23 protein-coding genes are annotated in these 22,982 nt (G+C 70.7%); 8 read left to right on the top strand and 15 right to left on the bottom strand.

What is annotated here, in order from left to right:
* Positions 1-45: 45 nt before the first annotated feature.
* Together C1N74_RS15300 and C1N74_RS15295 are read right to left on the bottom strand one after the other, a co-directional pair.
* Positions 46-1,020 (bottom strand): intradiol ring-cleavage dioxygenase, encoded by a 975-nt coding sequence (locus tag C1N74_RS15300; RefSeq protein WP_137750850.1) that lies wholly within the window; start codon positions 1,018-1,020, stop codon positions 46-48.
* A gap of 107 nt (positions 1,021-1,127) precedes the next feature.
* Complete coding sequence (locus C1N74_RS15295) at positions 1,128-2,561, bottom strand: HNH endonuclease signature motif containing protein (RefSeq protein ID WP_137750849.1); 1,434 nt, start codon at positions 2,559-2,561, stop codon at positions 1,128-1,130.
* Positions 2,562-2,757: 196 nt separating this feature from the next.
* On the opposite strand from C1N74_RS15295, the gene C1N74_RS15290 reads away from it, so the two are divergent.
* Positions 2,758-3,090 carry a DUF3140 domain-containing protein gene (locus C1N74_RS15290; RefSeq protein WP_023953619.1) on the top strand — a complete coding sequence of 111 codons (333 nt, stop codon included), beginning with the start codon at positions 2,758-2,760 and terminating at the stop codon, positions 3,088-3,090.
* A gap of 44 nt (positions 3,091-3,134) precedes the next feature.
* On the top strand, positions 3,135-3,941 hold the full coding sequence (locus tag C1N74_RS15285; RefSeq protein ID WP_023953620.1) for an alpha/beta fold hydrolase: 807 nt from the start codon (positions 3,135-3,137) through the stop codon (positions 3,939-3,941).
* Positions 3,942-3,972: 31 nt separating this feature from the next.
* Here C1N74_RS15285 and C1N74_RS15280 read toward each other — a convergent pair whose 3' ends face one another.
* Positions 3,973-4,356 (bottom strand): GIY-YIG nuclease family protein, encoded by a 384-nt coding sequence (locus tag C1N74_RS15280; protein WP_242435568.1) that lies wholly within the window; start codon positions 4,354-4,356, stop codon positions 3,973-3,975.
* Positions 4,357-4,458: 102 nt separating this feature from the next.
* A complete protein-coding gene (locus tag C1N74_RS15275; protein ID WP_023953622.1) occupies positions 4,459-5,382 on the bottom strand; it encodes an NADP-dependent oxidoreductase in 924 nt (307 codons plus the stop codon).
* Positions 5,383-5,503: 121 nt separating this feature from the next.
* On the opposite strand from C1N74_RS15275, the gene C1N74_RS15270 reads away from it, so the two are divergent.
* Both C1N74_RS15270 and C1N74_RS15265 read left to right on the top strand, forming a co-directional pair.
* Positions 5,504-6,154: a hypothetical protein gene (locus tag C1N74_RS15270; RefSeq protein WP_023953623.1), complete on the top strand. Its 651-nt coding sequence runs from the start codon at positions 5,504-5,506 to the stop codon at positions 6,152-6,154.
* Positions 6,151-6,480, top strand: coding sequence for a hypothetical protein (locus tag C1N74_RS15265; RefSeq protein WP_023953624.1), 330 nt, complete (start codon positions 6,151-6,153; stop codon positions 6,478-6,480). The genes C1N74_RS15270 and C1N74_RS15265 overlap by 4 nt, the downstream gene beginning before the upstream one ends.
* A gap of 79 nt (positions 6,481-6,559) precedes the next feature.
* Here C1N74_RS15265 and purB read toward each other — a convergent pair whose 3' ends face one another.
* Positions 6,560-7,942 carry an adenylosuccinate lyase gene (gene purB / locus C1N74_RS15260; RefSeq protein WP_064955847.1) on the bottom strand — a complete coding sequence of 461 codons (1,383 nt, stop codon included), beginning with the start codon at positions 7,940-7,942 and terminating at the stop codon, positions 6,560-6,562.
* 27 nt (positions 7,943-7,969) lie between these two features.
* Complete coding sequence (locus C1N74_RS15255) at positions 7,970-8,446, bottom strand: low molecular weight protein-tyrosine-phosphatase (RefSeq protein WP_036305536.1); 477 nt, start codon at positions 8,444-8,446, stop codon at positions 7,970-7,972.
* Positions 8,447-8,591: 145 nt separating this feature from the next.
* Here C1N74_RS15255 and C1N74_RS15250 point away from each other — a divergent pair, with 145 nt between their 5' ends.
* Together C1N74_RS15250 and C1N74_RS15245 are read left to right on the top strand one after the other, a co-directional pair.
* Entirely contained in the window at positions 8,592-8,894 is a 303-nt protein-coding gene (locus C1N74_RS15250; RefSeq protein ID WP_137750848.1) for a hypothetical protein, read from the top strand.
* Entirely contained in the window at positions 8,891-10,192 is a 1,302-nt protein-coding gene (locus C1N74_RS15245; protein ID WP_137750847.1) for a hypothetical protein, read from the top strand. Before C1N74_RS15250 ends, C1N74_RS15245 begins: the two co-directional genes overlap by 4 nt.
* Before the next feature lie 29 nt (positions 10,193-10,221).
* Here C1N74_RS15245 and C1N74_RS15240 read toward each other — a convergent pair whose 3' ends face one another.
* A complete protein-coding gene (locus C1N74_RS15240; protein ID WP_023953629.1) occupies positions 10,222-10,629 on the bottom strand; it encodes a phage holin family protein in 408 nt (135 codons plus the stop codon).
* 72 nt (positions 10,630-10,701) lie between these two features.
* Between C1N74_RS15240 and C1N74_RS15235 the strand changes: the two genes are divergently transcribed.
* Entirely contained in the window at positions 10,702-11,766 is a 1,065-nt protein-coding gene (locus C1N74_RS15235; protein WP_071918918.1) for a histidinol-phosphate transaminase, read from the top strand.
* Between the two features lie 135 nt (positions 11,767-11,901).
* On the opposite strand, the gene C1N74_RS15230 is transcribed toward C1N74_RS15235, so the two are convergent.
* From C1N74_RS15230 to C1N74_RS15200, 7 genes are all read right to left on the bottom strand, one after another.
* Positions 11,902-12,396, bottom strand: coding sequence for a DUF1990 family protein (locus C1N74_RS15230; RefSeq protein WP_137750846.1), 495 nt, complete (start codon positions 12,394-12,396; stop codon positions 11,902-11,904).
* A 405-nt stretch (positions 12,397-12,801) separates the two neighbouring features.
* On the bottom strand, positions 12,802-14,139 hold the full coding sequence (locus tag C1N74_RS15225) for a glucoamylase family protein (RefSeq protein ID WP_137750845.1): 1,338 nt from the start codon (positions 14,137-14,139) through the stop codon (positions 12,802-12,804).
* On the bottom strand, positions 14,136-15,842 hold the full coding sequence (locus C1N74_RS15220; RefSeq protein WP_088379835.1) for an ABC transporter ATP-binding protein: 1,707 nt from the start codon (positions 15,840-15,842) through the stop codon (positions 14,136-14,138). The genes C1N74_RS15225 and C1N74_RS15220 overlap by 4 nt, the downstream gene beginning before the upstream one ends.
* Positions 15,839-16,837: an ABC transporter permease gene (locus C1N74_RS15215; protein WP_237049138.1), complete on the bottom strand. Its 999-nt coding sequence runs from the start codon at positions 16,835-16,837 to the stop codon at positions 15,839-15,841. Before C1N74_RS15215 ends, C1N74_RS15220 begins: the two co-directional genes overlap by 4 nt.
* Positions 16,838-16,854: 17 nt before the next feature.
* Complete coding sequence (locus tag C1N74_RS15210; protein WP_023953635.1) at positions 16,855-17,841, bottom strand: ABC transporter permease; 987 nt, start codon at positions 17,839-17,841, stop codon at positions 16,855-16,857.
* A gap of 3 nt (positions 17,842-17,844) precedes the next feature.
* The gene (locus C1N74_RS15205) at positions 17,845-19,551 is read right to left on the bottom strand and encodes an ABC transporter substrate-binding protein (protein ID WP_137750844.1); all 1,707 of its coding nucleotides are present in this window, start codon (positions 19,549-19,551) and stop codon (positions 17,845-17,847) included.
* Between the two features lie 53 nt (positions 19,552-19,604).
* Positions 19,605-20,615: a LacI family DNA-binding transcriptional regulator gene (locus C1N74_RS15200; RefSeq protein WP_137750843.1), complete on the bottom strand. Its 1,011-nt coding sequence runs from the start codon at positions 20,613-20,615 to the stop codon at positions 19,605-19,607.
* A gap of 156 nt (positions 20,616-20,771) precedes the next feature.
* Here C1N74_RS15200 and C1N74_RS15195 point away from each other — a divergent pair, with 156 nt between their 5' ends.
* Positions 20,772-22,367 (top strand): alpha-amylase family glycosyl hydrolase, encoded by a 1,596-nt coding sequence (locus C1N74_RS15195; RefSeq protein WP_137750842.1) that lies wholly within the window; start codon positions 20,772-20,774, stop codon positions 22,365-22,367.
* 148 nt (positions 22,368-22,515) lie between these two features.
* Here the strand turns inward: C1N74_RS15195 and C1N74_RS15190 are convergent, their stop codons facing one another.
* Positions 22,516-22,962, bottom strand: coding sequence for an SRPBCC family protein (locus C1N74_RS15190; protein WP_137750841.1), 447 nt, complete (start codon positions 22,960-22,962; stop codon positions 22,516-22,518).
* Between the last annotated feature and the right edge of the window lie 20 nt (positions 22,963-22,982).

Raw genomic sequence — 22,982 nt, 5'->3', positions numbered from 1 at the left:
ATGAGGGTTGCGTGGCATCATGCGGGCTCACGCTGCGAGGACGGTTCAGGGTCGGCCGGGCGATCTGCCGCCCGGAGCGGCGCCCGCCGTCGGGGTCGTGGTCGTGTCGACTCGCGCCGTGAGTGAGACGCCGTACCCGGATGACGTGTCTCCTGAGACCGTCGCGAGCTGGAGCGCGCCGCCGTCGTCGCCGAAGACGTTGTCGGAGGCGAGCGACACCTGCTCGAGGTTGCGCGCGGAACCGCTGTAGGCAGGGAGCGCGTAGACGGCGGTGCAGATGTCCTCGGGGAGGGCGACCTGGGATGTCGCGACGGCGTTCGCGGCGTCGGTCATCGCCGACGTGTCGGGGTACACCTCGAAGTGGATGTGCGGCCACCGGCCCGTGTAGCAGGCGGGGATGACCGAGGTGAAGGTGACGACGCCGGATGTGTCGGCAACCTGCACGCCGCGCAGGTAGGTCTCGTTCTCGACCCCGTTCGAGTACATCGAGTACCCGCCGGCGGCGTCGCAGTGCCAGACGTAGACCGCGGCACCCGCGAACGGGACGTCGCCCCGGGCCGTGTCGAGGATCGTGAGCCGGAGGGTCATGGGCACGCCATCGGCCGTCGTCCCGCCTTCGAGCGACGATCGGATGTCGCTGCGGACGATTCCGGACCGCTCGAGGATGTCGGGTCCGTTCGACCCGTCGCCGGGGTAGGGGCCGGCGGTTTCGTCGGGGATCTCGCCCGCCGGCAGGCTCGCGCCGGCGTCCGGCGTCGCGGGTGGCGTCGACGCCGCCGGTGATGCCGGTGTCGCGGTGGCCGAGGCCGACGGCGAGGCGGTCGCCGTGGGAGTGCAGGCCGCGAGAGCTGCGGCGCCCAGTCCGAGGCCGGCGAGGCTCAGCACGGAGCGGCGGCTCATCAGCGTGCGGATGTCGAACGGGGCGCCCTGGTCGACGACCTCGTCGTCGGCGCGGTCGAGCAGACGGCCCTCGTAGGCCGGCCCTGCGGGCGTGTGGTCGGGTTCGGGGATGCGGTTCACGTCGGACTCCTCAGTCGGTTCGACCACCGAGCATCGCCGGTCAGCCCATCCGTATCGTTGGGTGGACCTATGCGCCGGATATGAGACCCGCCCGAGACGCCGCGCGGTCAGAAGGGTGGTCTGTCCGGTGGCGGGTCGGCGGTGTCGATGGTGAAGCACACCGCGGGTATGGGGACGTCTTCGCGGTAGACCCGCCCGAGGGGTGAGGTCCATTCGAGGACCCCGCCGCCGAGCTGCCGGACTTCCCATTTCGTGAATTGCTTCATCGAATGGTGCCGCTGGCAGAGGTGGGCGAGGTTGAAGATGTGGGTGTGCCCACCCAAAGCGTGATCGACGGTGTGGTCGATCTCGCAGCGGATCGCCGCTCGGCGGCATCCCGGGAACCGGCAGTGCTGATCCCGGGCGGTGAGCAGTTTCTTCATCGATGCGGTGGGCCGGTGGGTGTCGATCTCGACCGGGGTCCGGGTGACCGGGTCGATGAAGAGCCGGTCCCACTCCGATACCTGTCCCGCGAGCTGTCGTGCCGTGTCGGCGTCGATCAGCCCAGCCCCGACCGCCTCGGCCGGGTGCTCGTCGCGCCCCGTCAGGGTCTCGGCGGTGACGGCGACTTGCACCCGGGCTCGGATCGCGCCGAGTCCACCGGGCCGGTCGGTCCCGTAGGTCGGGTCGATCACGGGTGCCCCGCCGAGCACCAGGTCGCCGAGGATGTCGGCCCGCAGTTGATCCATCGTGCGCGTATCGGCGGGCTCGCCCGACCCGGCGGCATCTGGATCGCCCGGGTTAGGGCCATCCGCGCCGCCGGCGCCAGCAACATCCGCGCCAGCCATCCCGCCGGCATCCTCGCCGGTGGCATCCGCGCCAGCCCCGGCACTCTCCACCCGGGCGTCCTTCACCGACTGTCCCATCTGCGTGAGCCGGTCGAGCATCCCCGTGGCGATCGCCGTGGGCAGGTTCGCGATGAGGTTCGACATCCCGTCCGTGCCGTGGAACACGCGAACGCATCGTTCCGCCGCCGCGGCCTTGTGCCGCTCGGTGAACGTCTGCGGGTGCAGCCGGGCCGCGAGAGCTTCGAGCGTCCCTCGAACCCGGGAGGGCACGTCGCGTTCGCACACCGCGATCGCTGCCTCGGCGAACGCATCGCGCACCTCCGCGGGCACCCCCGCGCCGACTTTCACCACCACGTCGACGTGGCCGCGTTCGATCCGCCGTGAAACCCACGCCTCGAACACCGCGGGATAGTCGTCGATGACGGTCATCGCATGGTCGATCTCACCCTGCAACCGCCGGTCGGTGAGCCGCGCCATCCCCGCCGCCTCGGCCGCGACCGACCGCAGCTCCATGTCCGACGCCATCCCCCGCACCCCGTCACGCTGCGCCTCACGCAACGCCGACCGACCCAGCTCCGCCAACGCACGAACCCGCGAGACATCAGCCGCATGGAACTGGTCGAGCGCCTCCGCGAACACGGAGAACGCGTCGGCGTGCGGCGACGCATCTGCGGCACCGTCGCGCCCGAGCCCTCCACCGTCGTTCGATGTCATGTTCCCATAATGTCAGTGACCTCCGACATTGGAGGTGGATATACGTTCGACGGTGGATAAGTCGCGACGTACGCGAATTGTGCAGGAATCGCCATACCCGCCGACAGCAGAAACCGCGAAAAGGCGGCATGACGCGCTGACTCATCCTGCTGTCAAGAGGATGCGGCTGGGGCGCAGCCGCGGGCACCATCGCACCATGAGTGACGACGACGACCAGACGCGGCACGAGTTCCGCGACGCCGTGAACATGAGCCCCGCCGAGCTCGAGAAATGGCTCGATACCGACGAGTCGAAGAAGGTCGGTCAGAAGGACGGCGGCGGTGAGTCGACGGGCCACCAGTCGGGCCGACGCATCGTCGACCTCCTCCGCACCAAGAAGGACGAGCTCACCGAATCGGACCTGAAGCACATGCGGAAAGTCGTCGGCTACGTCAACCGGCACCTCGCGCAGCGCCCCTCGGGCGACATTACCGAGACGGCCTGGCGCTATTCGCTCATGAACTGGGGCCACGACCCCGCGAAGAAGTGACTGCCTCCGCCGAGCAGGCCTCCGCCGCGCGGGAGAATGGAGCCGTGAGCATCCCCGCGTCCTCAGGTCTGACCGAGCTGCCCGAACCGCGATTCGTCCTCGTGGGCGAGGACGGCCACCGCATCGCCACCTACTCGTGGGGAGAGGACGACCTTCCGACGGTCGTCGTCGTGCACGGGTTCGCGTCGAACACGAAGGACAACTGGGTCTCGACCGGGTGGGTGCGCGACCTTCAGCGCGCGGGCTTCCGCGTGCTCGGTCTCGATCAGCGAGGACACGGTGCGAGCGACAAGCCGCATCGTGCCGCCGACTACGACCTGCACCAGCTCGCATCCGACGTCGAAGCTGTGCTCGACACCTATCTCGTCGACACGGCGATGTACGTCGGCTACTCGCTGGGCGCGCGTGTGGGCTGGGAGGTGCTCCAGGACTTCTCCGCGCGCATCACGCGCGGCGTGCTGGGCGGCGTGCCCGACGGCATCCCGCTCGCGCGCCTCGACATCGATCAGGTGCGCGCGCTCGTCGAGAACGGCACCGAGGTGACCGACCCCGTCACGCAGAACTACGTGCGGCTCACCGAGCGCGTCCCCGGCAACGACCTGCGGGCGCTGCTGGCGATCGCCGGCGGCATGCGCGCCTCCGGCACCGTCGATCCCGACCCCGCGAACGCGCCGGAGCAGCCCGTGCTGTTCGCCACGGGATCTCGTGACGCCATCATCGAGGGATCGAAAGCGCTCGCCGCCGCGACGCCGCAGGGGCGCTTCGTCGAGATCCCCGACCGGCACCACTTCAACGCACCGGGGTCGCGGGTGTTCCGCCAGACCGCGATCGAGTTCCTCACGGAGGGATGACGCCGTATCCGCCCGGGCGCCGGCTGCGGCGTCAGGACGACGCGCGCCGATACGCGTCGCCGAGCCATCGGTCGTAGGCGAGCCACGGATCGGATGCCGCCGCCCGTACCGTCTCGATGTGCTCGGTCAGCGGGCTCACGAGGGTGAACCACTCGCCGCCCTCGCGCAGCGCGGCGAACTCGCGGTGCCGCTGCTGCTCGAGCGACCGCCCGCCGCGTTCGAATGCGAGGAGCTCGTCGTGCCGGATGGCGGCGAGTCGCTGCCGTGGCCGCTCGCTCGTGCCGATCTTCACGCGGGCGCCGAATCGCAGGTAGTAGACGACGGCTACGACCGGGCGGGGCAGGTCGGCGTCGAAGGCGTCACCCAGACGCCATCCGCAGCGCCGGCACACCCAGTGCCCCGTATCGGGGCTCATGCCGCCGGAGCGTCCGCCGCACAAGCGGCAGGCGGACGGCATCTCGGATATCGAGGAGGCGGGCACGACTCCAGGATCGCGCCCGCCTCCGACATCCACCCGTCAGACCGTGACGACGATCTTGCCGCGGGTGTGCCCCTCTTCCAGACGGGCGTAGGCGGCGGCGGCGTCGTCGAGCGGGAAGGTCTCGGCGACTTCGACCCGCAGCGAACCGTCGGCGGCGAGACGCGCGAGCTCGGCGAGCTGCGCGGCATCCGGGCGAACCCAGATGTAGTTGCCGCCGAACTCGGATGCCGCCCGCGGGTCGGCGATCGAGGTGACGACACCGCCCTCGCGCAGCAGGTCGCGCGTGGAGTCGAGCGAGCTGCCACCCGCGAAGTCGAGCACGACGTCGACGCCGTCGGGAGCGATCTCGCGCACCCGGCCGGCCAGGCCGTCGCCGTAGACGACGGGCTCGGCGCCGAGCCCGCGGAGGTAGTCGTGGTTGCGCTCCGACGCGGTGCCGATGACGCGCGCGCCACGCAGGCGGGCGAGCTGAACACCGAACGATCCCACTCCGCCGGCCGCGCCGTGGATGAGGACGGTCGATCCCTCTCCGACGGCCGACCGCTCGATCGCCTGCAGCGCGGTCAGGCCGGTGAGCGGAATCGCAGCGGCCGCGGTGAAGTCGAGACCGTCCGGCTTGCGCGTGGCCGTGCGCACGGGGACCGCCATGTACTCGGCGACCGAGCCGCCGCTCACGACATCGGCGCGCGCGTAGGCCAGCACCGGGTCGCCGACCTGGAACTCCGGGGTGTCGAGACCGACCTTCTCCACGACTCCGGCGACGTCCCACCCCGGGACGGCGGGCAGCTGGACGTCGAGCAGGCCCTGCAGGTACCCCTCGCGCACTTTGTAGTCGACGGGGTTCAGACCGGCGGCGACCACGCGCACCACGAGGGTGTCCGGCCCGATGTGGGGCATCTCCCGCTCGGTGATCTCGAAGCGGTCGTTGCCGCCGAACTCGTTGTACGTCAATGCCTTCATGTGCGGGGGCAACGTCTATGCCGTCCGGAGGATTCCCCGGCGGGATGCCGCCCGGCGGGCGGCGTCCCGGGCCGGAAGCGTAGAATCGGGGGGATCCCGTTCTGAATCGCGAGAGTCCGCCGTGTCTGCAGCATCCGCCGCCCGCACCTTCGAGGTGCGGCATGTTCAGCTCGCGCGCGCCCTTTTCGCGGCCGTCGCCGCCGTGATGATCACCTTCTCGCCCGATCACTCCGCCTCCGTCGGGATGTCGGTATTCAGCGGCTTCGCGACAGCGACCGCGATCATCTTCTTCGTCGGAGCCTGGCTGACGAGTCCCGCGGGCCGCCGCGGGCTGCCGATCGCGCTCGGGGCACTCACCCTCATCGCCGCGATCCTCGCCGGCATCCCGCCGCTGCGGACGCCGATCGGGTTCTTCGCCGTCGTCATCTCCTGGGCCGCCGTCACGGGCCTCATCGAGCTGGTCGGCGGCATCCGCGGGCGACGCTCCGGTGCCCCGGCCGCCCGCGACGAGGTGCTCATCGGCGCGATCACCCTGCTGCTCGTGGCGGGCCTGCTGCTGGTGAACCCGGCCTACCGTCTCGACTACGTCATCGAGGAGGCCGGCGCCTTCACGCTCACCGGCATCACCATCGGGGTGGGACTGTTCGGCGGCTACGCCGCGATCGTCGCCGTGTTCCTCGGAATCGCCGGCTTCTCGCCGCGGCGCGAAGAGATCGTGCCCGCGGCATCCGTTCCGTCATCCCCCTCGTCCGATCCGGAGGTCGCATCGTGAGCGGCGAACACCCCACCCGCCGCGAGATCATGCGCCCGGTCCAGCTGCTGGGCCTCGCGTTCGTCGCGGCGATCTTCTCGGGTGTCATCACCCTCGTGTCGATGGGGGCGTTCCAGTCGATCCCGCGCGAGTCGGTCGAGCGTGCCGTCGTCGTGGCCCTCGTCGTCGCCGGCATCGCCTTCATCGCGACGCTCGTGATCATCGCACTGCTGATGCTCGCCGTCGATCCCGCGCAGGTGAGCAAGCGTGTCGACCGCCCGGTTCTGTACCCCGACGAGTCCGAGACTCCCGACGACCCGGCCCCCGGCACGTCGCCTCGGAGCTGAGCGACCGCCGAGCGCGTACCGTCCACACCAAAACGCACCGCCCCCCGAGCGTTCTCGGCGGGGCGGTGCGTTTTCGGCGTCAGCCGAGGCGTGAGACCAAGTCGTCGGCGAGGCCTGCGTAGGTCGCGGGGGTCAGGGCGAGCAGGCGCTTCTTGGCGGCATCGCCGATGTCGAGGCCGCGCACGAACTCGGCGAGCTCCGGTCCGCCGACACGGCGACCGCGGGTCAGGTCCTTGAGCAGCGCATAGGGGTCGGTGATCTGCGAGCGGCCGGCGGCGATCTCGGCGCGGACGACGGTCTGGATCGCCTCGGCCAGCACCTCCCAGTTGGCGTCGAGGTCGGCCAGCAGCACGTCGCGCGAGAGGGAGATCTCGGTCAGCCCGCGCTGCAGGTTGTCGAGCGCCAGCAGCGAGTGCCCGAAGGCGACGCCGATGTTGCGCTGCGTCGTCGAGTCGGTCAGGTCGCGCTGCATGCGGCTCGTGACGAGCGTCTGCGCGAGCGTGGCGAACAGGCCTCCGGAGATCTCGAGGTTCGCCTCGGCGTTCTCGAACCGGATGGGGTTGATCTTGTGCGGCATCGTCGACGACCCGGTTGCGCCGGCGACGGGGATCTGCGCGAAGAAGCCGAGCGAGATATAGGTCCAGACATCGGTCGCGAGGTTGTGCAGGATGCCGCCGGCGTGCCGCACCCGGTCGTAGAGCTCGACCTGCCAGTCGTGCGACTCGATCTGGGTGGTCAGGACGTTGAAGTCGATGCCGAGGCCCTCGATGAACGAGCGCGAGAGCTCGGGCCAGTCGACGTCGGGCTCTGCCGCGAGATGCGCGGACCAGGTGCCGGTCGCCCCCGAGAACTTCGCGAGGTACTCGCCGCCCTCGATCTGCTTCGCGACGCGGGCGAGGCGCCAGGCGAACACGGCGATCTCCTTGCCCATCGTCGACGGGGTGGCGGGCTGGCCGTGGGTGCGCGAGAGCATCGGGGCATCGCGGTGCTCTCGGGCGAGGTCGCCGAGGGCGCCGATGACGGCGTGCAGCTTCGGCAGCCAGACGTTCTCGACGGCGCGCTTGACGGTGAGCGCGTACGAGGCCGAGTTGATGTCCTCGCTCGTGCACGCGAAGTGCGTCAGCTCGGCGATCGCGTCGAGGCCGAGGGCCGACAGCCGGTCGCGGACGAGGTACTCGACGGCCTTCACGTCATGGCGGGTGACGGCCTCCTTGGCGGCGAGCCAGTCGATCTCCGCCTGACCGAAGTCGCGGTACAGGCCGCGCAGCCGCGTCTTCTGCTCATCCGCGAGGGGCGAGCTGCCGAACAGGCTCCGGTCGGTCAGGGCGATGATCCATTCGACCTCCACCTCGACGCGTGCGCGGTTCAGACCGGCTTCGGAGAGGTAGTCGGCGAGGGATCCGACGGCGGCGGCGTATCGGCCGTCGAGCGGGCTCAGGGGCTGCGGGGGCAGAGAGGTCACGAGGCTCCATTCAGTGTGAACGGGCGCTCAGGACGTGGTGCGGATCGCGGGTTCGAGCTGCCGGAAGAGCGCCCGGCTCGCGCTCTCGATCATAGCGAGCACCTCGTCGAACATTCCGGCGTCGCCGTAGTACGGGTCGGGCACATCGAGGTCGCCGCCGGCGTGCGCGTCGAACGACATGAGAAGGCCGAGCTTGTCGGTGTCGGCCGTCGTACGCGCCCAGTTCGACAGCACGCGCTCGTGCGAACGGTCGAGCGCGACGATGAGGTCGGATCGGTCGAAATCCGTCAGCGTGAAGCGACGGGCCCGGTGCCCCCGCCCGTCGTATCCGCGGCGTTCGAGCGCCTCGAGCGTGCGTCCGTCCGCGGGCTCGCCGACGTGCCAGTCACCCGTTCCCGAGCTCGCCGACACGACACGGTCGCCGAGCCCGGACTGGTCGATGAACCAGCGGAAGACCACGTCGGCCATGGGGGAGCGGCAGATGTTCCCGGTGCAGACGAACATGACGCGGAAGGGCTCGGCGCGTCGGGTCACCGTCCCATTGTGGAGGATGCGGCCTTTCCTGCACAGATGTATCGCCGACGTTGGTCGTCCCCCAGCGGGGACGAGGGCGGTCCGTGCGGCTCCCCGCACCGGCATCGTGAGGGGCATGCCTCCGCCTGAGCCGCTCGTTTCGAACGCCACGCCACTCGATGCCGCCGCGGTGCTGACGCTCGAGATGATCGCGGCGCTGCGCCCGCGCCTGACCGCCCTGCGCGACGAGGTGGACGCGATCCGACGCCGCGCGGCCGAGCTCGAGCACGACACGGCCTGGCGCGCCCGCGTCGCGCGCGAGTACCGCGAGCGGCTCGCCGCGTGGCGCCAGCGATCGGATGACGCGGCGATGCGCATCGACCGCCTCGACGACGAACTGCACCGGGTGCAGACCCGGCTCGTGGCGGGAGGCCCGTGAGCGACGACTCCCTCGACATCCGCGACGGCGGGGTCATCGCGGTCGATACGGAACAGCTCCGTCTCGCGGCATCCGTGCTCCTCGGCCTGTCGACGGAATGCGACGTGCTGAGGTCGATGTTCGAGACGGCCGCTCGCGAGCTCGCTGCGCACGATGCGACCGCGTGGCCCGCAGCGGCCTTCGCCGCTGACCTCACCCAGCTCCTCGACGCGCTCACCGCCGAGGCCTCGGCTCTCGCCGGAAGACTGCGGGATGCCGCGGACGTCTACGACATCGTCGAGCTCGAAGCCGCACGGCGGGCTGCCGAGGGTGGCGACCGTCGCGTGACGGATCTGCTCGACCGCCGGATCTTCGCGGCCCGCGACCGTTCACCGACGGCCGCTTCGCGTGCCGACCTGCTGCTGACGACCTGGCCGCTGCTGCGGCACGGCGAGCTCCAGCGCCAGATCGGCGGAGCCGCCGTTCCACTGGGCCTGCTCGGGGGAGCCGCCGTCGCGGCGGGCGGTCTCGCGCTGACCGCTCTCGGCGCCCTGGGGCTGGGGCGTGCGACCCCCGATCGCGGCGGGTCCGCGCCGCCGCAGGTCGTCGAGGTCACGCGGTCAGCGGTTCGCGAGGCGGCGGCGCCGGGCACACTCGCCGCGCTCGCGGAACGCATCCCGCGCGAGGGCGATCAGGTTCGCGTCGAGCGCTACACCCTCGCGGGAGGCGAGCGCCGTTTCGCCGTCTACGTCGCGGGAACCCGATCGCCGCTCGGATTCGGCGGCCGCGAGCCCTTCGACATGTCGTCGAACGTGCAGCTCTACGCGGGCCGCAGCTCGGCGTCGTACGAATCGGTGGTGAGCGCCCTCCGCGCCGCCGGCGCGCGGCCGGGAGACGCCGTGCTCGCCGTCGGGTACTCGCAGGGCGGCGCGATCACGTCACGCCTCGCGGTCGACGGGCCCTTCCGCGTCGTGGGCAACGTGACCTTCGGCTCTCCCGTGCAGGCGGATCCCGGCGAGGCCACGCTCCAGGTCACGGTGCGCCACACCGACGATCTCGTCCCGGCGCTGCAGTCCGGCGGCCACCCCGATCGTGCGGGCGCCGCGGGCAGCATCGTCGTCGAACGGGTCGCCGACCCACCGCCCGGCATCGCGGACGTCGCGCTCGGCGCCCACTCGATCGACGCCTACGGCGACACCGCCGCGCTCGCCGACGCCTCGGACGACCCCCGCGTCGATGACGTCCACGAGGGCATCGCGGCCTTCGGGGGCGACGAGCCGGCCGAGGTCACGACCTACCGCGTGCGGAGGCTCGACTGATGGTGCGCGCGCGTATGTCTGCTCGTGTGTCAGCGGCGGTCGCGGTCTCGGTCGCGACGGGGGCGGAACAGGATGCCGGCGACCCAGTTGATCAGTGCGATCACGATGGCCGCGAGCACCGCGAGCCAGAAGCCGCCGATGCGCAGGCCCCAGTCCCAACCTGAGGTGACCCACCCGGTGAGCCACAGCAGGAAGCCGTTGATGACGAATGAGATCAGGCCGAGGGTCAGGATGTACAGCGGGAACGCGAGCACCTTCAGCACGGTGCCGACGATCGCGTTGACGAGTCCGAAGATGAGGGCGATCAGCAGCAGCGTGAGGACGAGCTGCAGGTCGCCGCCCGGCGGGAACGCCACGACCGACACCTCCAGCGCCGGGATCAGCGTCACGATCCACACCGCGAAGGCGTTGACGATCAGTCGGATGATGAGGCTCATAGTGCCGTCAGTCTCCCACGGGGCCTCCGATCCGTCATCCGGTGGAGGCGGCGGCATCCGTAGACTCGCATCGTGACCGACCTGCCCGTGCGCATCCGACCCGAGATCGCGGCGCTGCCCGCATACCGCCAGGGGCGTCAGGCCTCCGCCGACGCCTTCAAGCTGTCGAGCAACGAGAACCCGTTCGACCCGCTGCCCGGCGTCGTCGAGGCCGTGCGCGCGGCGACGACCTTCAACCGCTACCCCGACGCCTCGGCCGGCCGGTTGCGCGCGCGGCTCGCGGATCGATACGCGGTCGCCCCCGATGGCGTGCATGTCGCGGCGGGTTCGGTGTCGATCCTGTACCAGCTCGCATCGGCGACCAGCGGTCCGGGTGACGAGATCATGTTCGCCTGGCGATCGTTCGAGGCTTATCCCGGGCTCGCGGCTGTCGCGGGCGCGACCGCGGTCGCGGTGCCGCTGACGGCCGACGCCGGCCACGACCTCGACGCGATGGCGGATGCCGTCACCGACCGCACGCGGATGATCATCGTCTGCAGCCCGAACAACCCCACCGGTCCCGTCGTGAGCCAGGCGGCGTTCGACGCGTTCGTGGCGCGGGTCCGCTCCGACGTCCTCATCGTCCTCGACGAGGCCTACGCCGAGTTCGTGACCGACCCGGATGCCGTGACGGGCGCCGCCGTGCTCGCCGCGGGGCACGCCAACGTCGTGATCCTGCGGACGTTCTCGAAGGCCTACGGACTCGCCGGACTGCGCGTCGGGTACGCCATCGGCGACCACCGCATTCTCGATGCGGCCCGCAGCACCGGCATCCCCCTCTCGGTCACAGCCCAGGCGGAGGAAGCCGCGCTTGCGAGCCTCGACGCCGAGGACGAACTGCTCGAACGAGTGCGTCACATCGCCGTGCGACGTGACGCGCTCGCCGACCGGTTGCGCGATGCCGGGTGGGACATCCCGAACGCGCAGGGCAACTTCGTGTGGCTGCCCGCGGGTGAGCGGGCCCTCGAGATCGCCGAGGCCTTCGACGCGGCCGGCCTGATCGTGCGGGCGTTCGCCGGCGACGGTGTGCGCATCTCGGTCGGCGAAGAGGAATCGATCGAGCGGATCGTCGCGGCCGCGGCATCCGTCGTCGGCTGACCGGCGCGCGAGCGGGGTCCCTCGGAGCCGACGGTGCGCGTGCCGCGATGCAATGCGTCGGGCTCGACACGCCGGTGAGGATGCCGTCCGCCCGGGGTGTCGGCCACGATCCCTCGCATCGCGGCTCGCGGGTCGTTAGCGCGCGGTGCGGTCTCCGCGCCGAAGAGCACTCAGATAGCGCGTTCGCACGATGACCTGCACGATGCGGACCGCCGGATAAGCGAGCCGCCAGAACCACAGGGGCGCCGGCCGCGAGAGCGATCGCAGCGTGAAGAGCACGTCGTCGCCGCGCCGGGTGACGAGGAACGTCTCCTCTCCCTCGAGCGGATGGCCCGGCAGCGCGAGGTAGACGTAGCCCACCCGGTCGGACTCGTCGACGAAAGCGACGACCTCGACCGGCTCGCGCAGCGTCCGGGGGCCGCGGCCGATCTCGAGCCAGTGCCGCCCACCGACGACGGCCGGCACATCGGGGACCACCCGGAATCCGCTGCGTGTCTTCACCCGCCACGCCAAGAGGTCGGTCCGGGCCCGCCGCCACGCGGCATCCCCCGACCCCACGCGCACGGTCCTCTCGAATCGGCGGAAGCCTCGCGGGTCGGCATTCCACTCATCGCGGTGCGGCAGGCTCATGCGACCAGCATCCCACCCGCCCCGCCAGCAGGCGCGTGCGCGGGTGCGTGGATGCAAGGGATCGGCTGCGACACCCCGTGATGGATGCCGCTGTCGCGGGGCGTCGGTCACAACTCCTTGCATCGCGGCACGGCGCTGCGCCGGGGACGGCGTCCGACGGAACCGCCCGCGCTCGCCGCCACGGGTCCTTGACCTGCGGGTTGGCAGTACGCGCCCATATCCCGGGGTTGTGGGGGCGTGAGGTGCCAGGTCAGCGCTGGGCCCGCAGCTCTCGCCTGCGGGTTGGCAGTACGCGCCCATATCCCGGGGTTGTGGGGGCGTGAGGTGCCAGGTCAGCGCTGGGCGTGCAGCCCTCGACCGCTGGCCGGGCGAGACACGCCCCCTGGCCGAGGGCCGGAGCGTCCGTCAAGCCGGGGTGAAGCCCAGCTTGTCGGCGCCGCGGGCGATCCAGGGATGCCGAGAGAACGTGTCCCACACGAGGGTCGAGCCGAGGGCTGCGGCACCCAGCAGCGCCGTCGCTCCCTTGTTGAGTCCGTAGCGCGGCTCGGCGTACCAGGGCTCGTCGCCCTCGAGGTTGACCCCGTCGGTCGCGCCCCACTCGTTCCATGCGCCAGGATGCTCATCTCGCAGCACGCGAAGCGCCGGAGCCACCTCCGCGGGAGCGAGCGGCAGCGCCCCGAAGAGAGACACGGGCGGCACGGTGCCGTCGGCATGGGGCTCGCGCAGCGCCGGGCGTGCGCCGTTGACGACGTACCCGCCCGGGCCGAGGCCGGCTGCCGGTCCCCAGAGTCCGCTCGCGAACGTCTTCCACCGTCCGGCCTGGTCGGCGCACCACGCCCGCGAGGCCAGCGACGCCTCGCGCGCGTTCGCCCACCAGTCGCGCCCGTCGAGATCGCGCACCCGCTGGAACGGATAGAACGCGAGCGGGAAGTGGTAGGTGAAAAGGGTTCCCGCCGGCTCATGCACGCACTCGTGCCCGCCGTACGACCCCACCGGCTTGTCGAACCCCCGCCACAGGTCACGCGCGAGCTCGGTCGACACTCGCTCGTGCCCCGCCGCGAGGAGGTACATCGGCAGCTGCTCGGCGGTCATCGACCAGGCGCTCACGAAGCCGGCCTCATCGGCGCCGTCGGCGTAGTCGTCCTCGCGGTCGGCGACCCACGCCATCCGGACGACCGCCCGGTTGCCGGCGTCGTCGATGATCCACGGCCAGTCGATGCGGCGCAGCAGGCGCTCGGTGCGCTCGCCGATCTCCCGTCCGGCGTCGCCGTCGGCCGCGAAGAAGGATGCCGCGACCGCGGCACCGCACAGGGCGAGCGTCGTGTCGATCGTGGAGTACTCCGATCGCCCCTGCCGTTCAGCGGTGGCCGCATCCACGAAGTGCGCGAGGAAGCCACCGCGATGCGGCACCGACTCCTCGAGCGTGCGCAGGGTCGCGGCGACCCGGTCACGCACGTCACGGCGGCCGAGGATGCCCCGCTCGACGCCGACGCACCATGCCGCGAGGGCGAAGCCGGTCGCCGCGACCGTCGCCACGCCCGGCAGGTCGTCGCGGTCGAGCACGAGCCCGCAGCCCGGGCTGTCGAGGTCGCCGGTCGCGTGCTCCCACAGCCACCGGATCGACGCGTCGACCTCCCGCTCGGTCAGCTCCCGGATGTCATCCGGCAGCACGCCATCCGGCAGCACGCCATCAGGCAGCGCACTATCCGGCAGGTAGGTCTCGGGAAGCTCGGTGTCGGTCACGCGGCGGTCCTTCTCTCGAACGGGTTGGGGATGGCATCGAGCAGTTGTCGGGTGTACTCGGCCTGCGGGTCGTCGATGACGCGATCGGCCGGGCCCGACTCGATGAGCTCGCCGTTCCGCAGCACGAGCGCGTGATTGGCGAGGCTCTTCGCCGACAGCAGGTCGTGTGTGATGTAGAGCATCCCGACGCCGTGATCGGCGACGAGCGACTGCAGCACCTCGAGGATCTCGGCGCGGATCGACACGTCGAGACTCGCGATCGGCTCATCCGCGACGACGAGCCGGGGCTCGGCAGCGAGGGCGCGGGCGATGACGACGCGCTGGCGCTGGCCGCCCGAGAGCTCGTGCGGCAGCCGCCCGAGATACCGGCCCGCCGGAGTCAGCCCGACCTGCTCGAGCAGGCTGGCCGAGCGCTCGACGGCTTCGCGGCGCCCGACGTGCAGGAAGTTCGCGAGGGGCCGCGACAGCGAGTACCCGACGGTCAGCGTGGGGTTGAGGGCGGCATACGGATCCTGAAACACGTACTGCACGTTGCGGCGGTACTCGCGGGCGAGCCGGCCGTGCAAGGCGGTGATGTCGTGCGGCTCGCCGTCGCGCTGGCCGTAGTAGCGCACGGCGCCCGAGGTCGGATCGTCGATGCGGGTCAGGATGCGGGCGATCGTCGACTTGCCCGATCCCGACTGGCCGACGAGCGCCGTCACCTCGCCCTCGCGGAGCGTGAACGAGACGTCTTTCACGGCATCCACGTGCTCGGTCCGCAAGCCCTGCCGCTTCGAGAACCGGCGGTGCAGGTTCTCGACCTCGATGACGGGGGCGTGCTCGACCGGTGCTTCCTGCGACACCTCGACGGGCGCCTCGAGCTCGGCCCCGGTATAGCCGGCGACGTCCTCGCCGAGCAGCTCGGCGTACGACCCGACGAGATGGACGGAGTATGGATGCCGCGGCCCCGTGGTCACGGCATCCTGCGCGCTCATGTCCTCGACGACTTCGCCCTCGTACATGACCGCGACGCGGTCGGCGAAGTCGAGGAGCGTGCCCATGTCGTGGGTGATGAGGATCGCGCCGAATCGCTCGCGCTCCTGCAGCTCGCGGATCTTGTCGAGGATGGACTTCTGCACGACGACGTCGAGCCCCGTGGTGGGCTCGTCGAAGAGCACGAGCTTCGGCTTCAGTGCGAGGGCGAGCGCCAGGTTCACGCGCTGCTTCATGCCGCCCGACAGCTCGTGCGGGTACATGTCGAGGAACCGCGCGTCGACGCTCACGAGGTCGAAGAGCTCTTCTGCGCGTTCGCGTGCGGCCGCCGTGCTCGCACCGGTGTGCTCGGCGAGGATGTCCTCGAACATCTTGCGAACGCGGACGACCGGGTTGAGCGAGTTCATGCTCGACTGGAACACCGTCGACACGTACGACCAGCGCAGGGGGCGCAGGTCGTCGTCACCGAGTGCCGTGACGTCGCGGTCGCCCCACCGGATCGAGCCGCCGGTGATGTGCCCGGGGCTCCGCAGCAGCCGCAGCACCGCCTGGGCGAACGTCGTCTTGCCCGAGCCCGACTCGCCCGCGAGCCCGACGAACTCTCCGGGTGCGACGCGCAGCGACACGCGCTTGACCGCGTCGAGCGTCGCGCCGAGCTTGGGTCGGTACTGCACAGACAGGTCGGACACCTCGAGCACGGGCGCCGTGCTCGGATCGGATGCCGGGCTCATGACTTCTCCTCTTCGCGAAGGTGGGGGTTGCTGAGCATGTCGACGCCGAAGTTCACGAACGTCAGCGACGTCATGAGCAGCGCCAGCATGATGCCGGGCGCGACCAGCCAGACCCACAGTCCCTGCACGAGCGCGCCGTTCGCGTTGGCCTGGGCGAGCATCTGGCCCCAGCTGACGGTGTTCGGGTCGCCGAAGCCCATGAACGACAAGCCGGCCTCGGCGGCGATCGCAGCGGTCGCGGCGCCGATGAACCCCGAGACGATCAGCGACGACATGTTGGGCATGATCTCCCGGAACACGATGCGCAGCATCCCGTCGCCGCCGAACCGCGCTGCGGTGACGTAGTCGCGGTTGCGCATCGAGATGATCAGCGACCGCATCTCGCGCGATGCGCCGGCCCAGCTGGTGATGGCGATCACGAAGACGAGCAGACCGAGACCGCGCGTCTCGCTGTACGCGACGATCACCATCATCAGCGGCAGCACCGGAATCACCAGCGCCAGGTTGGTCAGGAACGACAGGATGTCGTCGAGCAGGCCGCCCTCGCGGTATCCGGCGAGAAGCCCCACGACGATCGCGATGACGATCGTGGCGAGTCCGCCGAGCACCCCGATCGCGAACGAGAGGCGGGTGCCGTGCACGAGCTGCGTCCAGATGTCGTAGCCGAGCGTGTTCGTGCCCATCCAGTGGGCCCAGCTCGGGTCCTGCGACGGCGTGAAGGTCGCATCGTTGGGCCGATAGGGCGACAGCAGATCGGCGAACACCGCGACGAGCAGGAACACCGCGAGCATCACGATGCCCACGCGCGCCTTCCGGCTCGACCAGATGACGGCGTACCACCGGGCGGGGCGGACGACCGCCACGACCTCCTTCGTCGACGCGTCCTCGTCGGTCACGCGCCGCCGGAAGGTCCGGACGGGCTCGGTGCGCGTCGGTTCGGTGCGCGCCGGTTGCGGCATCGAGGCCGGCTGGGGGAGGGGGGTCTCATCGGACATCGTCTGTCACCTGCCTTTCACGCTCTGGCCCGGCGGGCCCGCGGATCGATGAGGGGGTAGAGCAGGTCGACGATGAAGTTCGCCGTCAGCACGATGACGATCGTCGCCAGCAGGATCGCCTGCATGAGGGGGAAGTCGCGGTTCGAGGTCGCCTCGCCCATGAGCCGGCCCATGCCGGGGTAGTCGAAGACGGTTTCGATGAGGATCGAGCCGCCCATGAGCACGCCGAGCGACAGGGCGAACCCGGTGATGACGGGGAGCAGCGCGTTTCGTGCGGCGTAGCCGAGGGCGACCGTGCGCTCTCTGAGCCCTGCGGCCGCGGCCAGGCGGATGTAGTCCTCGCCGAGCACCTGCACCATCGTGTTCCGCATCGACAGGATGAAGCCGATCGGCGCCGTCACCATGAGCGTCAGCGCGGGGAGGAACCCGTGCGAGATCACGTCGGCGACATGGATCGGGGTGAGTCCCGGGGTCGTGTATCCGTAGCCGCCGGATGCCGGGAACCAGCCGAGCGTGTAGGCGAAGACGAACAGGATGATGAGGCCGATCCACACCGACTGCAGGTTGCCGACGAACGTCGAGCCGACCGAGATCGTCGCGTCGAAACGGCTGTTGCGTCGCCACGCGGCGATCGCGCCGAACAGCGTGCCGAGGACGAACGAGAGGATCTGGGTGATTCCCACGAGGACGAGCGTCCACGGCAGCGCTTGCCCGATGACGTCGGCGACCGGGTAGGGGAAGTACGTAAAGGATGTGCCGAGGTCGAAGGATGCCAGCTGACGCAGGTAGTCGACGTAGGCGACGAACACGTTGTCATTCGAGTACCCGAGCATCGCCTTCACGGCGGCGACCTGGGCCGGATCGATCTCCCCCTGGCCGTTGAGCTGACGGACCATGATCTCGGCCGGGTCGCCGGGCTGCAGGCGCGGGATGATGAAGTTCAGCGTGACCGCCGCCCAGAGGGTCAGAAGGAAGTAGCCGGTCTTGCGGGCGTAGTAGGCCACGGCTCAGCCCTCCCCGCCGGCATCCGACTCGCCGGCATCCGCCTCGCCCGGCGGGCGCAGGTTCGGCAGCACGCGGATGAGCTGGTCGACCGGATAGGGGTTGTCGTCGCTCGGCCACCCGACGGCGTTGTTCGTGCGGTAGATCAGCCGGTTCGGGGCGTACTGCAGCGCGATGTAGGGGAACTCGGTCATGAAGATGTCGATGATCCGACCCTCGATCTCGGCGGTGCGGCTCTCGTCGGTGGTGGTGGTCCATTCGGCGATGAGGGCGTCGATCTCGGGATTGACGTAGCGTGCCCGGTTGAGGAGCAGCTCCTGCTCGGTCGAGATCTGCGAGGCCTGCAGCTTCGCCCCGAGATCGCGCGCCCGCTGGCATCCGCCGCTGATGAAGTCGATCGTCATGTCGAAGTCGCCGGCCTTCTGCATCCCCTCGATCGCGTTGGGATCAGTCGTGACCATGCGCACGGAGACGCCGACCTCGGCGGCGTTGCGGGCGACGACGTCCGCCATGGCGATGACGTCCATCCAGCCGGCCTGCACGCTGAAGACGAACGACAGCGGCTCGCCGTTCTGGTCGACGCGGCGCCCGTCGGGACCGCGTTCGTAGCCGGCGGCATCCAGCATCTCGTTCGCGCGCTCGGGGTCGTAGGGGATGAACTCCTTGCCGCGCCACTGCTCGGGAACGGCCTGCTCCTGGAAGGGCAGCAGCAGCATCGTCTGGCTGGCCGGCTCCATGATCCCGAAGCTCGCGCGCTGGCTCAGCGCCTCGCGGTCGAGGGCATAGGCGAACGCCTCGCGGAAGCTCGGGTCGTTCAGCACCGGGCGCTCGTTGTTGAGCACGAGGGCCGTGATGGCGTCGGGCGGATAGAAGAAGTGGGCGTTCTCGGGGTCGGGGGCGACGACCGAGCGGTTGGGGTTCGGGATATCGCCGCGGTAGAGGTCGAGCGCGCCGCTGCGCAGCTTCAGTGCGCCGGAGTTCGCGTCATACTGGCCCTCGAGCGACAGGCGCTGGACGCGCACCTGGTCGGCGTTCCAGTAGGTCTCGTTGCGCTCGAGAACGAGGCGGCGCCCGTTGTAGGACTCGGGTGTGAAGGGCCCGGTGCCCACCCCCTGCTCGTCGACGAAGAGCGTCGGGTCGCCGTGCTCGGCGTAGATGTGCTGCGGGAGGATCTTGGTGTTCTGCAGGATCGCGTCGGTCTTCGGCACCGCGGGGCCGGCGAACTCGAACACGACGGTGTGGTCGTCGGTCGCCGTGACGCTCTCGGCGGGCGCACCGAAGAAGTCGCCCCACAAGCCCGACTTGTCGGCGGCGGGGAACTCCTTGCCGGCCATGAAGGTGTACACGACGTCGGTGGCGGTGAAGGGCTCGCCGTCGCTCCACTGCACGTTCTCGCGCAGGGTGAGCACGAGGCGGTCCGGTCGTTCCCATTCGTAGTCGGTGGCGAGCCACGGCACGGCCTCGCACGTGAACCGGTCGCGGATCATGAGCGGTTCGAAGAGCCACGTCTGAACGGTCGCGTTGGGCGAGAGCCAGTTGTAGTTGAGCAGCCCCTGGACCGAGCCGCCGGCCTCCGACGGCATCCGCAGTTCGTCGATGAACCCGGGCGGCGCCTCGGGAGCGGGCTCGAGGCCCACGTTCGCGCACGCGGACGTCGTGAGCAGAGCGGTCAGGGCGAGCGCTCCCGCCGCCAGTGTTCTGCGTCTTCTCATCGGAACCTCCTCGTTCCTCTGCGAGACCGGTCGCTCGTCGACCGGTCGTGTCCTCAGTCCGGCGTCCCCTCCGGCGGGCAGCCGCACGACTCCCGGATGACCAGGCGGGTCTCCAGGACGGTGTGCGAGCGGATGTCGTCGCCGAGGGCTCCCGCGGCGGCGCGAGCGCCGAGCTCGGCGATCGGCTGATGCACCGTCGTCAGGCGCGGGGAAGCGATGCCGGCGAGGGCCTGGTCGTCGAAGCCCGTGACCGCGACATCCGCGGGGATGCGGTGCCCGAGCCCCGGCAGCGTCGCGAGCATGCCGATCGCGAGCTCGTCGTTCGCGCAGACGAGCGCGTCGGGCAGGTCAGCGGCGTCGTGCAGCATCCGAGCGGCGACGGCGCCGCTGCGCACGTCGAGGCCGAGGCGCACGGGCTCGCCCGCTTCGGCGAGTCCGCGCTGATCGAGGGCGTCGCGGAAGCCCTGGTAGCGCCACGCGGTGTCGGGCGACCCCGAGGGCTCGCCGACGAAGCGCATGCGGCGGTAGCCGTGCACGTCGGCGAGATGACCGGTGAGCTCGGCGGCGGCGGCGCGCCCGTCAGTCACGACCGTCGCGGCCTCATCAGCCTCTCCGGCGACGACGATCACGCGGCCGGAGCGTGCGAGCGCGGCGACCTCGTCGGACGGCAGGGTGCCGCCGGCGATGATGAGGCCGTCGGTACGCTCGGCGAGCTGGCGGACGGCGCCCACCGCGTCGGGCCGCAGGTGGGTTCCGACGACGTTGATGACGACGCCGCGCTCGACCGCCACCGACTCCGCGCCCTCGATGAGCTGGGCGAAGTACGGCCCGCCGAGTCCGGGCAGCACGATGCCGAGGGTGTTCGTGCGCTGATACGACAGGGCGCGGCCGAGGGCCGAGGGTCGATAGCCCAGCCTGTCGATCGCATCCTGGACGCGTCGCTTGGTGTCGGCCACGACACGCGGGTCGTCGTGCGTGACACGGGAGACGGTCGCGACCGAGACCCCGGCCTCACGAGCGATGTCGCGGATGGTCGGGCGGGTGGCGGGGGAGTCGGATGCCACGGGGCCACCTCACTTCGTCGTGTCGGGCGTCGGGCGCGGGTTCGCGCTGTGATCCGGCGATGTAACCGGATACATTGGGACTCTAGCCCGGTGTAACCGGTTACATCAAGCCTGACGTCGAGGACGTCGTCAGGGACGCCGCGAAGGAGCTGCACCATGACCCTCGTCTCCCTGGCAGACCGCCTCGACCGCATCGTGCTGTATCAGGCCTATCCGCAGAGCTTCGCCGACGCCGACGGCGACGGCATGGGCGACCTCGACGGCGTCACGGCCCGACTGGACTACCTCGCCTGGCTCGGCGTCGACGCGGTGTGGCTCAACCCCGTGTTCGTCTCGCCGTTCCGCGACGCGGGATACGACGTCGCCGACTTCGACCGCGTGGCCGACCGTTACGGCGGTGACGCGGCGATGGACCGGCTGCTCGCGGAAGCGGAGCGGCGCGGCATCGGCATCGTGCTCGACCTCGTGGCCGGCCACACCTCGGACGAGCATGCCTGGTTCGACGAGGCCCTGTCGGCGGGCGCCGCGGGCGACCCGGCCGGCGACCGGTACGTCTTCAGCCCCGTCTCCGCCGACGGGTTCGTTCCGGTGCCGTGGGGTGGCCGCGGGTTCTACAAGCCGAACTTCTTCGACTTCCAGCCCGCGCTGAACTTCGGTTACGCGCGGCCCCACCCGGACGAGCCGTGGCGTCAGGCCGTCGACGCGCCCGGGCCGTTGCGCAACCGGGACGCCCTCGTCGACATCATCCGCCGATGGTACGACCGCGGGGTGGCGGGCTTCCGGGTCGACATGGCCGCCTCGCTCGTGAAGGACGACCCCCGACACGTCGAGACCGCGAACCTGTGGCGCGACGTGCACCGGCGCCTCGACCGGACGCACCCCGGCCGCATCCTGATCTCGGAGTGGGGCGACCCGGCGCGAGCGGTGCCCGCCGGATTCGACGTCGACTTCTTTCTGCAGTTCGGCGGCGAGTTCGACGGGATGCCGTTGAAGTCGCTGTTCGAGAACGGCTCGGGCACCGTGCACGAGGCGTGGCCCGCGCGCGACGCGTGGGCCGATGCCGCCGGCCGGGGCGACCCCGCAGACTTCGTCGACGCCTGGTCCGAGGCGCGTGACGCCATCGAGGCCGCCGGCAGTCGCGGGATCGTCGGGCTGCCGACGGCGAACCACGACTTCACGCGTCTGGTCAGTGGTGGTCGCGACGCCGTGCAGGCCCGCGCTGCGCTCCTCCTGGTGCTGACCTGGCCGGCGATGCCCTCGATCTACTACGGCGACGAGATCGGCATGCGCTACCTGCCGGGCGTCGGCCCCCTCGAGGGATCATCGCTCGGCCCGACCTACGAGCGGGCGGGATCGCGTACCCCGATGGCCTGGGGAGCCGACGAGGTCCTCGGTCAGCGGGCGCACGAGTCGCGATACCTGCCGGTGGACGCCGCCCCGGACGCTCCGACGGTCGCGCAGCAGCTGGAAGACCCGGCATCCCTCCTGCATTTCGTGCGCGAGGCCATCGCGCTGCGCCGCAGCGACCCGCGGCTCTCGGCGCGGTCGCACACGGCGGTGGAGGTTACGGGCTACCCATTCGTCTATCGGCGGGGCGGCTCGCTTCTCGTCGCGCTCAACCCCGCGGGGCGGCCGTGCGAGGTGGCGGTCGGCTGTCGCGGCATCCTTCTCCTGTCGTTCGGAGCGCGCCTCGACGGCGAAACCCTGCGGCTCGACGCCTTCGGTGCCGCCGTGGTCGACCTCGCCCGCTGAGCGGTGCAGGGCGGATCTGCCGCGTGCGTGGATGCAAGGGATCGGCGCCGACATCCCGTGATGGATGCCGTCGCGGCGGGGTGTCGGCCAGAAACCCGTGCAACGGGGCCCGCTTGACGACGCGGCGATCGCGGCGAAACGAGCCGGATCAGCGGGAGACGGAGGCCACCAGGCGCGCGGCCCGGCGGATGAGGAGACGGCGCAGATAGGGCACGAGCACGAGGCGTTCGGCGACCCGGCCGAAGACGGGCGAGGCGAGGGTCACCCGGTCCGTCATGATCGTCGTCCCGTCGCGTTCGACGTAGAGGTGCTCGTGCCGGAAGAGGCGGAACGGCCCGGTGGTCTGCTCGTCGACGAAGCGGCGGGGTCGTTCGAGCGCGGTGATCCGCGATGTCATCCGGAGCGGGATGCCGAAGTGCCACGCGCGCCACGTCACCGTCTCGTCCAATCCGATCAGCCCGCTCGTCACACCACCGATCGCGCGCTCGCCGGTGCCGCGCATCGAAGCGACGTGCGCCCCGATGTCACGCGAGGCGTCGAACAGCGCGTCGGCCGGCACCGCAGCGCGGGTCACGATCTCGAACGACGACGTCATCCGCCGATCCTCCCATCCCG

The organism is Microbacterium sp. SGAir0570 (assembly GCF_005491085.2).
GTDB lineage: Bacteria > Actinomycetota > Actinomycetes > Actinomycetales > Microbacteriaceae > Microbacterium > Microbacterium arborescens.
This window is presented reverse-complemented; position numbering and strand designations above follow the sequence as displayed.

What these genes read in the sequence shown, in the direction of transcription:
- C1N74_RS15295 (WP_137750849.1), bottom strand. Translation starts at nt 2,561, where the DNA reads ATGACATCGAACGACGGTGGAGGGCTCGGGCGCGACGGTGCCGCAGAT.
- C1N74_RS15290 (WP_023953619.1), top strand. Translation starts at nt 2,758, where the DNA reads ATGAGTGACGACGACGACCAGACGCGGCACGAGTTCCGCGACGCCGTG.
- C1N74_RS15280 (WP_242435568.1), bottom strand. Translation starts at nt 4,356, where the DNA reads ATGAGCCCCGATACGGGGCACTGGGTGTGCCGGCGCTGCGGATGGCGT.
- C1N74_RS15275 (WP_023953622.1), bottom strand. Translation starts at nt 5,382, where the DNA reads ATGAAGGCATTGACGTACAACGAGTTCGGCGGCAACGACCGCTTCGAG.
- C1N74_RS15255 (WP_036305536.1), bottom strand. Translation starts at nt 8,446, where the DNA reads ATGTTCGTCTGCACCGGGAACATCTGCCGCTCCCCCATGGCCGACGTG.
- C1N74_RS15250 (WP_137750848.1), top strand. Translation starts at nt 8,592, where the DNA reads ATGCCTCCGCCTGAGCCGCTCGTTTCGAACGCCACGCCACTCGATGCC.
- C1N74_RS15240 (WP_023953629.1), bottom strand. Translation starts at nt 10,629, where the DNA reads ATGAGCCTCATCATCCGACTGATCGTCAACGCCTTCGCGGTGTGGATC.
- C1N74_RS15230 (WP_137750846.1), bottom strand. Translation starts at nt 12,396, where the DNA reads ATGAGCCTGCCGCACCGCGATGAGTGGAATGCCGACCCGCGAGGCTTC.
- C1N74_RS15220 (WP_088379835.1), bottom strand. Translation starts at nt 15,842, where the DNA reads ATGAGCCCGGCATCCGATCCGAGCACGGCGCCCGTGCTCGAGGTGTCC.
- C1N74_RS15215 (WP_237049138.1), bottom strand. Translation starts at nt 16,837, where the DNA reads ATGTCCGATGAGACCCCCCTCCCCCAGCCGGCCTCGATGCCGCAACCG.
- C1N74_RS15205 (WP_137750844.1), bottom strand. Translation starts at nt 19,551, where the DNA reads ATGAGAAGACGCAGAACACTGGCGGCGGGAGCGCTCGCCCTGACCGCT.
- C1N74_RS15195 (WP_137750842.1), top strand. Translation starts at nt 20,772, where the DNA reads ATGACCCTCGTCTCCCTGGCAGACCGCCTCGACCGCATCGTGCTGTAT.
- C1N74_RS15190 (WP_137750841.1), bottom strand. Translation starts at nt 22,962, where the DNA reads ATGACGTCGTCGTTCGAGATCGTGACCCGCGCTGCGGTGCCGGCCGAC.